We start from the raw sequence: 12,172 nt of genomic DNA on the forward strand, positions 1-12,172 counted from the left end.
GCAGTGGCAATGACAGTTCGATTACAAGACCCAAGCAAATACTGGAAATAGAATAAGATTTTATCGCTGCTAAGTTGCTGTCTTTTCAGAAAAATGAATTTTATTTTCAATTTGAGTTAAGTTTAAAGCATATAGCTTTCCTAACTCTGCGGACATGCTTAATAGATCATCTAACTTATGATGACGTGCCAAACAAGTGAGTAATTTAATCACCCCACCATGTGTCACCACCAAAGCCCTATTCCAATGATGCTGCTGCATTTGCATGTAAATTTCATCAAAACCATGCATAACGCGCTGCTGAAATTGATTCAGTGATTCCCCATTCGGTGCTTGATATCGGGTTGGATACTGCCAGAAATTTGCCAATAGCTCAGGCTCTGTTTCGTAGATGGTTTGAGTCGCAATACCTTCCCAATCGCCAAAATACATTTCCTTAATTTCTGCATTGAGCAGCAAAGGTAATTCAAGTTGTTTGGCCAATACTGCCGCAAATTTTTGGCAGCGTTGTAATGGCGAACTGATGATTACATCCCATTGTACTTGAGCAGCAAGATGTTGCTCAACGGTGGATTGCATTTGCAACCAACCTTGTTCAGTAAGTACATCATCCAAATGTCCACGTAAGGTATGGCTGAGTGTCGTTTCCCCATGCCGCAGTAAATCAAGGTGCAACTTTATCACCCGTAACCGCAGCTTCGGCAAAGGTTGCCATTTGATTATGCAGAACACACGCCAGATGCAACATAGACAGTGCAGCTCCAGCACCACTGCCTTCGCCAAGACGCAAATTCATGTTTAAAATGGGTTGTGCATCCAATGCATTTAAGACACGTTGATGTCCATACTCAGCTGATTGATGTCCAAACAGCATCCATGCATGGCTTTGTGGTTGCATACGTACCGCACACAAGGCTGCAACCGAGCTAATAAAGCCATCTACCACAATCGGCAAACCGATTTGTGCACAGCGAATATAAGCACCTATCATTGCCGCAATTTCTAGACCGCCAACAGCTGCCAGAATTTTTAAAGCATCATCCGCCACATTCTGTTGATGCAGCTTCACGGCTTGATCAATGACAGCGATCTTATGTTGTAGTTGTTGGTTATTAATTCCTGTCCCCACACCCGTCAGTTGTGCAGCACCTTCATGCAACAACAAACAGGCCAGTGCTGAAGCTGAACAGGTATTTCCTATCCCCATTTCCCCTGCAATAAAAATATCAGCAGCTTGTGCTTTAGCACGATCAACGCAGTCTTTACCCAGTTGTAATGCCGCTAAACATTCCTGTTCCGTCATTGCCACTTGTTGGGCAAAATTGGCTGTACCTGCACGAATGCAATAGCGCTCAACCCCAACATAATCATAGGCTTCACCCACTGTACCGCAATCCACCACTTGTAAATGTGCATGATGATGTTTGGCAATCACACTGATAGCTGCACCGCCTGAAGCAAAATTTTGCAGCATTTGACGGGTCACGGCCTGCGGATAAGCCGAAATATTTTCGGCTACAACGCCGTGATCGCCTGCAAAAATTGTGATCCAAGGCTGCTGAATCTGTGGATGGAGCGTGCCTTGTAAGCTGGCCAACTGTATTGCAAGTTGTTCAAGTTGGCCCAAAGCACCAGTTGGTTTGGTCAATTGAAGTTGTCGTTGTTCAGCTTGTTGTTTCGCATCTAAATCGGGTTGCTGTACTGCGGCTAAAAACCATGGCGCTTGTTCAGTCATGTTATTTCTCATCTTTTAAAATCATTGGAAAGCCTGCTACACAAAACACGACTTTATCGGCAAGTTGCCCCAGAGTCTGATGCAAACGCCCTGCTTCATCGACAAAACGACGGCTAATTTCTCCCATTGGTACCACTCCCAGCCCAGTTTCATTGCTGACCAGAATAATTTGAGAGTGTAGTTGTGGTAGTACTTCGAATAGTTTTTGCATCTGTTGTTGCTGCAAGGCTGGATCTTCAGCCAATAATAAATTACTCAGCCATAAGGTCAGGCAATCGACCAAAATCAGCTGATTGGCTTGATCGCATTGCAAGAGTTGATCTGCCAGATGAATCGGTTCTTCAAGTACCTGCCAATGTGCTGGGCGTTGCTGTTGATGATGTGTAATACGCTGCTTCATTTCTGCATCTAAAGCTTGCGCCGTTGCAATGTAAATCACCGATAAACCTGTATCTTTGGCAATTTGTTCTGCCAAACGGCTTTTACCTGAGCGTGCTCCGCCTAAAATCAGTTGCAACATATCTAACCTAGTTCAATTTGCTGATAAGGATACAGTAATCCTTGTAAAATCTGAGCTTTATAATAACCGAAAGCTATTTTTTCGACCTGAAACTTTATATTTTTTATTGAAAGTTGTTGTATCCGCTCCAGTACAATATTACTGAGCCAAGCTTCACGATACAGACCTAAAGTAATATGCGGGCAATATTCAAGCGCAGCAACCTCATTCGTCACTTGAGCAAATTGCTGACGAATTTGAGCCAGTACATGATCTCGGTCTTTGATATGCAAAAATAAAGCACTGCTAAAGCTATCTATCTGTGTAATTTCCAGCTCAAAAGTTGTTAGCTGTAATGCTTTAAGCAGTTTGATCTGTTGCTCTAACTGCTGAATCTGAAAATCATCATCGTACTGCTGAGCAGAAGGTTGCAAGAAACCACAAACAAATAGGGTGATGTGATATTGACGTTGTTGTTTCGGAAGCAGCAAGTCTGAAAATTGTGCTTGGATTTCATCTAAATATTGAATCAGTTCTGGCTGATCAACCTCGATATACCACAACCCATAGTCCGAGCGCCCCACATGCCATTCAGGGTAATCACGCTGTTCGGTTACAATCAATTGCGTCTCTGTTTGTAATAACACAACTTCAGCATCATGTTGAAAGTTGTGTTATTCAAACATAAACCTGTTTAGAAGTTAAGATTCTTCCCCAATCATGGGCATTTAAGCTGTCTGAAGTTTCAGTTCATCTAACTGTGACAAGAATGCTTCATGATTTAGTTCTGCCTGAATCCCTTGATAGAGCTGGTTTAATAAGGCTTTCTTCTGGCTTTCAGTAATATCCATATGTTCAATATTGGTCTGTACATGTTTTACAATTTTAATCTCGCCCAACTCAAGCATTTTCAAGGCATAGACATAACCATAAATTGCGCCTTGCATTAACTTTTGATAAGGAAGCTGTTGTTGCACATGGCCTTCTAAACTGCCTAACACCCGCTCGCTTAGATTGAGTTTTCTGAGTGGATCACGAGCCACGCGCTCGCAGGGATCTTTATAGGCAGATCGACAAGAATGCAGGAAACTGTCCGCCATACGATCCAGTTCTTTGGCTTGGTTGGGAATCATATTGGCTAGGCCCAATTTAACTTCGTTGACCACCTGTTCTGCATATTTCATGATCTTTGGATCCGCCATGGCAATACCAATGGTGTCATGTCCAAGTGCACTGGCATACCACGCCAGCATGGCATGACAACCATTCCATAAGCGATTCTTAATGATTTGAATCTCAGAAATCTGATCGACTAAAATCATTTGGCGCATTTTACTGGCTTTGTTGCACAAAGATTTGAAATGCAAAGCGCCCCTAATTGAGCCAAATTTAAGGCGTAACTTGGGTAAGTGGTCGACCTAATTCCGTAAATCTGTTAAGGACTGCTACACGTGCATGGATCTCATTCACTTGGCTATCAAAACTCCTTGCACTGAGTTTATCGCCTAATAATTTGATGCAATGCATCTTAGTTTCAACCAAACTTCGACGATGATAGCCTGACCATTTTTTCCATAGTGTCCTGCCTAAACGTTTAATTGTTCTAAGTAATTCATTTCGCTCTAGCGAGCTACTCTTTGTATCTTTCCATGGTTTCGCATTTTTTCTAGGTGGAATCACCGCATGCGCTTGCCGATCTGCAATGACCTGACGGCATTGCTTGGTGTCATAAGCTCCATCGGTATAAACACAGTTAATCTGCTCATCTTGTGGAATCTGATTAAGTAAATCACCAAGCACCTGTGAATCACTGACATTATTGGTTGTAAGCTGAACTGCTCGTATTTGTAGGGTTTTAGCATCTATACCAATATGAAGTTTACGCCATTGGCGACGATATTCAGGTCCATGTTTCTTGCATTTCCATTCGCCCTCACCTAGAAACTTCATGCCTGTAGAGTCCATGAGTAGATGCAGCCCATCGCTACTTTTTTGGTAGCTGATTACAATATCAATATGCTTTTGTCTTCTACAAAGCGTGGTGTAATCTGGAGCTATCCAATTTAATCCGCAAAGTTTAATCAGACTTTGCACAAAGCCAGTGACCATACGTAAAGACAGACGGAATAAGGATTTAATCATTAAGCAGCATTGGATGGCTGCGTCGGAGTAGGTTTGATTTCGCCCTTGTTTGCCTTTTGATGGCGCATACCATTGCGTAGCAGGATCAAACCAAATGGCAATATTTCCGCGACTCATGAGTGCTCGGTTATATGCGGACCAATTGGTTGTGCGGTAGATTTTGTGTGTAGGCTTCTTCATTTGAAAATTATATCGCTGAAAAACCCTTTACAGATAGGTTTGTGCAACAAAGCCCATTTTACTCAATAAGGGACTACGGTTCTCTACATAAATCGGCATATCCGTTTCACTATGGAACAGGATGAGATCCATATTCTGTAGCAATTGCCCTGTTTGAAACTGCCCACGCATATCATCTAAACAGTGTGTGATCTGCTGCTCCTGCTGTTCAGTCAGCGCAGTCTCATCTGACAACTCAATCGCTTCAGGATTCAGGTCATTTTGATATTGCTTAAACAGGTTATGCTTGATATTGAGCTGACGATATAAGGCTTGATCACTAAGCTTGGATACCATTCGATTAACCACGGTATCGCAAAAATAATGTTCACTTAAAATATGTTCGGCAATATCCTCATCCGTCAACTCCAATAAAGCTTCATGGATGTGCTTCAAGACCAAATATTTTGCACAGACTTTATTCAGAATAATCAAAAAGGTAATCGGCTCATTATTTTGTATATCTGCTGACATAAAACGAGCCAGTAGCCCCTTGGCAATGGTTTTGGCCTCAGACTCAATCGCCTGTTCAGGTAAGCAAAGTGCAATCAGACTAGATTGCATATACATTTCTAGCATCTGTTGTTCATTATCAGCATCAATCACTGTGAGATTATCAATACGCTCATCATAAGAAGACTGACCATATCGAATACTATAGCTGCCAAAACTATTCACGGACTCTAGGTATAGACGATTTCGAGTTGAGGCCAAAATACGTTTTGGTCGCGTATAACCATCCCAGTAGGACAATATCTGAGCCACATAACCGCCACCAATGGCACCAAAACCATGAATGCCGACGGTCAATTGATTGGAACTCTGCGGAAATAGCTCTTGTAACTGCGGCATGCCCATTTCGGGAATAAACTCATCTAAAGCATTCAAACATTCGTACATATCAGCATAATAGAACTTTGCTTTGGAGAGCATATGATCGTTGGGTTCTTTAATATCTTTAAATAAAATCGTGATTCCACCTGCATCATAGGCTGAACAAATCCCATTTTCAGAATCTTCGAACATCAGGCACTGTTGTGGTTGTAGATTTAGTTTTTGTGCGGCTTTTAAAAAGATTTCTGGATGCGGTTTACCCTTTTCAACTTCATCCCCACAGACCAAAAGATCAAAAAATTTATAAACATTAGCATTAATGAGATATTCTTCGGCAATTGCTCGACGGCTTGAGGTCGCGACTGCCATTTTTAAGCCTGATTTTCTTAGGCGTTCTAAGACCTGAATCAATCCTTTTTTAATTGGTACACCATTGTTACGGACAAATTCTAGTTCCACTTCATCTGCACGTTTGCGAATCGCACCATAAGGAACATCTGCACCATAAAATTTTTGTGCCAGCTGCTCCGATGCTTTCGCACTTAGCCCTAGACACTGCATCAAATATTCATCTGAAAACTCCTGTCCAATCAGCTCTTTTGATGCCTGTTTCAATGTATGGAAGCGCAAGCGCTCGGTATCAAACATTGTTCCATCCATGTCAAAAAGTGCGCCTTGAACAGGATAATCATGAAAAATAAGCATCTTTACTCCTTTTATCTATCTTGTTATGACGTTTTATAGGGTACATAAAAAGTGACGCTAAAATTCAAATCTTCAATAAATGAAATAAATTTGATTAAAAAATAAACAACAAAGCCATGTTTCTAGGCAATATTCGACTGAAATAGTCTGAATACTTGCATTACCATGAAAAAGATGAGTCTTTTTTAACCAAAAACTCAGCTTTATTCATCCAGTAATAGCGCTGCCTCACCTTCTTTTCGAATCAGTATCCAGCTAAAATACAACCCAATTGACAAGGTTAAAAACAGCAATAAATAGAATGGAAAATGGCTGCTAAAACGATATAAAAAAGTACTGAGTAAAGGACCCACAATTAAACCCAATGCTTGTGTCGCAGTACAGAAACTTGCCATTTTAACCTGCGACTGTTGTGAAACTGCTTGAGCAGCGCCCGTGGTAAATGCAGGTAATAAACATGCGACTGAAACGCCATAAAAAATATAGCTGGTCTGAAATACCAAAATTGTAGGTGCATACAATGAAAGTAATAAGCCAAAACACATGGTGACTAAGCCAATAATCACTAAGCTATTTAATTTAAGCTGCAACACTTTCACGATTAAAAGTTGAGTGAGTAACAGACAAATGCCAACCACCAGCATGCATTGAGAGAAATACACTGCGCTCTGCTGGCTACTGAGATAAAATTTATCCTGAATGTAAAAACCTGCTGTCATGTTTAAAGTCACGATCGCAACATAAGTCACAAAACCTAAGGCTAGCCAAATCAAGCTTTGCTTGAGAATTGGCTCCTGCTCTAAAGTGTTATTCTCTTCTTGTTTAAGCTGAGAAATATCAGACTGAATTTGTGCAGTTTTGCCAAACAGGATACTGAGCGCAATACTAACTAAACCCAGTAATCCCACGGCAATCCACATCGGAAAAAGTAGACCGCCGAATAATAAGACTGACGTCGCAAATGGCCCAACAATCATGCCAAAACTATTCATTGCACCAAACATTGCCATCTGCTTACTACGATCATCTGCTTCTGCTGCATGCGTCATCACATAACTTTGCAGACCAATTTGTGGCAAAGCCATAAAAATGCCTGTAGAAGCACGACTCAGTACCAGCAAAATAAAAATCAGTAATGTCGGTAAAATCGCTTGTGTTCCAAAATATAGAATCAAGCTGAAAATAGCCCAAGTAAAGGTCATTCCCCAAAAACCATAATTAACGAGCTGGTTGGGAGATAGCCGACCTTTCTTTTTCGCAATCCAGATGGAGGCAATCGCCATACAGATTGCCCCTGCTGAAACAATCACACCACCCTGAAATTCAGATAAATGGAGCTGTCGCGTCAAAGGTGCGAGTAATGGGAGAATCATGGAAAAGCAGGTGCCATTGATTAAAGCAGCCAGTGCTAAAAATTTTAAATTATTGTTCATCATGCACATCATCAAAAGAAAAGGCATCCAAATAGATGCCTTTTTGATTAGATTAGTATTTGAGGGTATAGCTCAAACCATAAGTACGGCCTTGTGCTGGCAAGCTAGAAATATCGCCATACACCGTCGAAACTGCTTGGCTGTATACAGACTTATAATCCGTATTCCAAACGTTATAAACACCAAAACCTAATGTTCCTGGACCAGCTTTCGTATTAGCAATCACATCCATTACGGCAAAACCTTTAATTTCTGCTGGTGGACGGCTTCCATATTCAATTGCATCTTTGCGCGCTTTGTCTGTACCGCCAATTGCCAAGGCTTGAACACGCAAACCTAGGCCATCGTTAAATTGCCAATCTGAATAGACAGTCCCTTTTAACGGTGCAACACGGATGGCATCTAACTCTTGCCATTTACCGCTGGTATTTTTAAATTGACCACGTGTATAAGCCAAAGTACCACCGACATTCCATGCATCGGTAACAGCATACTTCACATTACCTTCTAGGCCATAAACGCGTTCATCGGTATCAATCACTTCAATTGCAAAGTTTGGCGGACCAAATTTCAAAGATTTATCCGACTTGTTATAGAACGCAGTAAGTCCTGTGGTTAAAGCATTGTCTTGTAAACGCCAACCTAGCTCAAAACTATTCACTTTAATTGGATCAATGGTTTGATTGCTTACAACAAAGTTTGCTGGAACGTCTCTGAGCATACGTTGTACGTCTGGTAAGTTTGCACCTTGAGAGAAATTGGCAAAGACTTGTTGAGCATCTGTTAAATGGTAAACTGCACCTAAGTTAAATAAAGTCGCATCATGCTTGACTGACCCACCTTTTAAAGTCTTAGGGTTATATCCTGAGACGAAATCTGCAACCATCGCTTCGGAATAAGGAACAGAATCCTTTACTTGACTATCAACTCGCTCATGGCGCACGCCAGCTTGTAGATTTAAGCGATCAGTGACTTCAAATTGGCTCTGTAAAAAGAATCCTAACTTTTCAGTATCCACATCAGGACCAAAACCATAATTATTTAAAGGCTTAAATTTCAAGCCATTACTACCAATAAAAGTATTCAAATCATAAAGTTGTGCTGTTTGCTTGCCTTTTTCTTTGTCATAATCGACACCATAAGTCAGATGTAATGCACGATCTGCAAGGTTTAATTTACTCTGTAAAGCTAATCGCGCGCCAAATACATCAATATCCGTTTCAGATTGGGTAACAATATATGTTCCCCCACGTGGAATTGATGCATGTGCTAAATAGTTTGCACTTGGATAGAATCGACCTTTTTCAGTACGATAGTACGCTTCAGCATTTAAGGTTTGTCCAAGAAAATCTTGATTTTCATATTGTGCATTCACCGCTGCACGTTTTGTTCTTGGCTGACTATTAAGTTCCAAGCCTTTGACTGCTTTCAGGCTTGGTTTTGCACCATTAAGTAGAACTGACAATCCTTGACCGTAATCAGCGCCATAGTCACTATCTTGTTCATCATTATAATATTGTGCACCAATGCTGATGCTTTGCTTATCAGCAAACTGCCAACCTAAGCGACCATTGACATCAATAGTTTCTGTATCTTGACGATCAGTCTGTGCGACTTCAGGCCCAATTCGATCGCCATGACTGTCTTGAATCTCACCGCGTTTAGTATAGCTTGCTCCAAGGAAACCATTCCAGTCCCCTTGTTTAAATGCAGCAGATTGATATGCTTCATAAGCCAAGGCATCATTTTTAAAGTTATCGCCAGAAGTTACGCCAAGTTTTGATTCAAAATGAACGCCCTCTGTCGAACCTTTCTTGGTGATGATATTGATGATCCCACCTGTTGCACCTGAACCATAAATACTGCTGGCACCAGACACAACCTCTACGCGCTCAATCATATCTGGACTGATGCTATTTAACTGGCGCGAACTATCACGTGAACCCGTTTGTGGTACACCATCAATCATGTATTGAACTGTACGACCTCGCATGGTCATACCATAGTTACTGGTCGTACCAGAGCTTGGTGTTAGCGATGGAACTAACAAACCTAAAATATCTGCTGTACTTTTACCCGCAGCCGCTTGTTTCGCAATATCTTCTTGTTCAATGCGATAAACTGTTCCCGCAATTTCAGCAATACTTTGTGCTGAACGCGATGCTGTCACTACGATGGGTGCAAGTTGTGCTGGTTTTTGACTTGTAACTGCAGCAGTGGTTTGAACAGTGGCATCTGCGTCAACCGTCTCTGCATACAATTGTGTGCTGATGGCTAAGCTGAGCAGTGTTAATGATGTCGAAAGTGAACGTACTTTCATAGATTTCCCCTAGGTGAGTTGTTCCGTTTGTTTTGCTTTGTGGATTAACACTTGGCTGAGCAAGACGCTCAAGACAGATGCTGCGGCTAAAATGAGATAAAAATTTCCATAGCCAAAAGCTTTGGCCAAGAAGCCTGACATTGCACCGCCAATGAAATAAACCAGCAGCTCAAAACAGACCAAAATGGTAAAATCGGTTCCTGCCTGTTCTTTGGAGCTGGTATGCATGAAATGGGCGTATAAAGCCGTCATGGCGATATAGCGGATTGCCAGAATAACGACAACGAATAGTCCCAATAACATATGCCACTGGTTAAACCAGCTGAGTAAAACGGCTAGGCCAAGTAAGGCATAGACCAGACTGCGTGCCCAACCGGCCCAAATCAGTAATTGTGTTGCTTCTATTTTTTTTAACAGGAATGCAGCTGTCACTGCGGCCAATAAACCAATACCCGCACCGATCACAGACATCAATACACCAATCTCTGCCAAAGACCATTTTTGATCAATCAACATGGGGTTTAGCATGGCCATTGCAGGCGCTTCGACTATGCGATAACACACAATCAGTGCCAAAGCCCATAATATTTCTGGACGTTTAAATGCTCGGATCAGACTCGGTGGCTGCTTGGCAATTTTTTCTGTATTTGAATTTTCTTTGATTAGAAAAATTGCAATCATGGTCAATGCCGTCATCGCAGCCAAACACATCAGTGCGGTTTGCCAACCATATAATTGATACAACCATAAAGTTGCAGCCCCACCAATCATACTGCCGAGCGCCACACCAATACTTTGCGCCATACTGCCTAATCGGTATTCGGACTCGGAGAAGGTTTCAACGGTATAGCCATCAATCGCAATATCTTGGGTTGCAGCAAAGGTTGATATCCATAAACCGACAATGACAAAGATACTTAGACCATAATCAAATTGCGTCAAAGCTAAGGCAACGACACCCAAGACCAAGGCGATCTGGGTGAATAAAAGCCAAGTTTTACGTTTACCAAGCGCTTTAAAATAAAAGCGATCAATTAAAGGTGCCCAAAAAAACTTAAATGCCCACGGGATATACAGCAGCGACAACATCCCGATCCAGCGTAAATCGACGCCCTGATGGCGTAAAATCGCAGGTAAGGCGACATTGTAAAAATATAGTGGCAACGCATGTGCAAGATAAAGTACCACCACAACCGACAAGCTCAGTGCTGAGACTGTTTTTATTGGAAAATCCTGATCATGTTTTAATGGTTGGTTCATAAATACCTCTGCATGGCCCATTGCATGGCAGCGGTTTTTTCTAAACTAACAAAATAAGGAACATGCCAAGCTTTTTGTAAAGCTGGTGTGTCCAGTCGAATGCGATCTGCTTCATCTTGGGCAATTCGGGCAAGTCCTAAGCAATATTGGTAAAAATCTTGCTTATATTGCTTATACCACTTGCCCTGAATTTCGCGATATTCTTCTGGAAATTCAGTATCTAGTTCGGTTTGCATAATCAACACAAAACTTCTTTTTTGTTCGAAATATTGTTGAATATGTGCTAACCACTGCTTGAATTCTGCCACTGAGACATGCGCTTCAAAGCGCATGTCCAAGATGTGTACCTCATTGATGGATAAGCTCATGTAACACTCAAGGTTTTGGCTGGCTGATCAGCGAGCTGTTGTTGTGAAGTTTGGTAAAATTCACCAAACTTGTTATAAAAAGTTTCTCTAAAGCAGTAATACAACATCGCCGTTTTTTCTGGCATCGGAATTAAACGCTGGCTTTCATAGCAAAGCTCTGCAACAACCGCGGCATAAGGCTTAACCGTATGATCTGGTTCACCCACGATTTTTTTCGCTTGCGAATATTCAAAAATATAAAAACTCAGTAAACGAATGGTTGGGCGTAAGAAACCTTTACCAAATACGGATTTATCACCAAATAGCAAATGCCAGCCGAGATCATTGTCATCACCGTCGTAATAACGACCTAAACGATCACGCTTACCCTCATAAATCTCGGTATAGCCCACATCTTTGCCATCTACCCCCACAATCAATAAACGTTGATGGTCATCTGCCAACATTTTGTCGAAGTAAACCTGTAGATCTAACTCTGATTTATTTAATTGCCATTGTGGAATAACATGCGGCTCATGCATCCACTGATGCAGCAAAGGAATATCTTGTGGATATTGCACTTGGCGTAAGTAGTACTGTGTTCCATCTTCGTGGTATTCAAAGTAATCGGGTAATTGCTGAGAAATAGTTTTCATATTGAACCTTCATAAAATTTAG

General features: G+C 41.5%; 10 protein-coding genes and 2 pseudogenes. All 12 read right to left on the reverse strand.

Annotation, left to right across the window (positions count from 1 at the left end; all coding sequences use genetic code 11):
• Positions 1-69: 69 nt before the first annotated feature.
• Positions 70-675, reverse strand: coding sequence for a histidine phosphatase family protein (locus F907_RS07155; RefSeq protein ID WP_032862112.1), 606 nt, complete (start codon positions 673-675; stop codon positions 70-72).
• Positions 665-1,735: a nicotinate-nucleotide--dimethylbenzimidazole phosphoribosyltransferase gene (gene cobT / locus F907_RS07150; protein WP_016652476.1), complete on the reverse strand. Its 1,071-nt coding sequence runs from the start codon at positions 1,733-1,735 to the stop codon at positions 665-667. Before cobT ends, F907_RS07155 begins: the two co-directional genes overlap by 11 nt.
• A 1-nt stretch (position 1,736) precedes the next feature.
• Positions 1,737-2,255 carry a bifunctional adenosylcobinamide kinase/adenosylcobinamide-phosphate guanylyltransferase gene (gene cobU / locus F907_RS07145; protein ID WP_016652477.1) on the reverse strand — a complete coding sequence of 173 codons (519 nt, stop codon included), beginning with the start codon at positions 2,253-2,255 and terminating at the stop codon, positions 1,737-1,739.
• Between the two features lie 2 nt (positions 2,256-2,257).
• Entirely contained in the window at positions 2,258-2,881 is a 624-nt protein-coding gene (locus F907_RS07140) for a 2'-5' RNA ligase family protein (RefSeq protein WP_016652478.1), read from the reverse strand.
• Positions 2,882-2,962: 81 nt separating this feature from the next.
• A pseudogene (locus F907_RS07135) lies at positions 2,963-3,571 on the reverse strand (mannitol dehydrogenase family protein); the annotation flags it as partial.
• Positions 3,572-3,623: 52 nt separating this feature from the next.
• Positions 3,624-4,556, reverse strand: a complete 933-nt coding sequence (locus F907_RS07130; RefSeq protein WP_081402442.1) for an IS5 family transposase — start codon at positions 4,554-4,556, stop codon at positions 3,624-3,626.
• 54 nt (positions 4,557-4,610) lie between these two features.
• A pseudogene (gene mtlD / locus F907_RS07125) lies at positions 4,611-6,134 on the reverse strand (bifunctional mannitol-1-phosphate dehydrogenase/phosphatase); the annotation flags it as partial.
• 203 nt (positions 6,135-6,337) lie between these two features.
• Positions 6,338-7,594 (reverse strand): MFS transporter, encoded by a 1,257-nt coding sequence (locus F907_RS07120; RefSeq protein ID WP_016652482.1) that lies wholly within the window; start codon positions 7,592-7,594, stop codon positions 6,338-6,340.
• 25 nt (positions 7,595-7,619) lie between these two features.
• Complete coding sequence (locus F907_RS07115) at positions 7,620-9,887, reverse strand: TonB-dependent receptor (RefSeq protein WP_016652483.1); 2,268 nt, start codon at positions 9,885-9,887, stop codon at positions 7,620-7,622.
• A 9-nt stretch (positions 9,888-9,896) separates the two neighbouring features.
• On the reverse strand, positions 9,897-11,147 hold the full coding sequence (locus tag F907_RS07110) for an MFS transporter (protein ID WP_016652484.1): 1,251 nt from the start codon (positions 11,145-11,147) through the stop codon (positions 9,897-9,899).
• Positions 11,144-11,515: a hypothetical protein gene (locus F907_RS07105; protein WP_016652485.1), complete on the reverse strand. Its 372-nt coding sequence runs from the start codon at positions 11,513-11,515 to the stop codon at positions 11,144-11,146. The genes F907_RS07110 and F907_RS07105 overlap by 4 nt, the downstream gene beginning before the upstream one ends.
• Entirely contained in the window at positions 11,512-12,150 is a 639-nt protein-coding gene (gene acbD / locus F907_RS07100) for an acinetoferrin biosynthesis acetyltransferase AcbD (RefSeq protein WP_016652486.1), read from the reverse strand. The genes F907_RS07105 and acbD overlap by 4 nt, the downstream gene beginning before the upstream one ends.
• Positions 12,151-12,172 lie beyond the last annotated feature (22 nt).

The organism is Acinetobacter colistiniresistens, from assembly GCF_000413935.1.
Lineage (GTDB): Bacteria > Pseudomonadota > Gammaproteobacteria > Pseudomonadales > Moraxellaceae > Acinetobacter > Acinetobacter colistiniresistens.

Bases quoted from the DNA above. Each gene is read 5' to 3' on its own strand.
- F907_RS07105 (WP_016652485.1), bottom strand. From the start codon at position 11,515: ATGAGCTTATCCATCAATGAGGTACACATCTTGGACATGCGCTTTGAA.
- F907_RS07110 (WP_016652484.1), bottom strand. From the start codon at position 11,147: ATGAACCAACCATTAAAACATGATCAGGATTTTCCAATAAAAACAGTC.
- F907_RS07120 (WP_016652482.1), bottom strand. From the start codon at position 7,594: ATGCCTTTTCTTTTGATGATGTGCATGATGAACAATAATTTAAAATTT.
- F907_RS07115 (WP_016652483.1), bottom strand. From the start codon at position 9,887: ATGAAAGTACGTTCACTTTCGACATCATTAACACTGCTCAGCTTAGCC.
- cobU (WP_016652477.1), bottom strand. From the start codon at position 2,255: ATGTTGCAACTGATTTTAGGCGGAGCACGCTCAGGTAAAAGCCGTTTG.
- F907_RS07130 (WP_081402442.1), bottom strand. From the start codon at position 4,556: ATGAAGAAGCCTACACACAAAATCTACCGCACAACCAATTGGTCCGCA.
- acbD (WP_016652486.1), bottom strand. From the start codon at position 12,150: ATGAAAACTATTTCTCAGCAATTACCCGATTACTTTGAATACCACGAA.
- cobT (WP_016652476.1), bottom strand. From the start codon at position 1,735: ATGACTGAACAAGCGCCATGGTTTTTAGCCGCAGTACAGCAACCCGAT.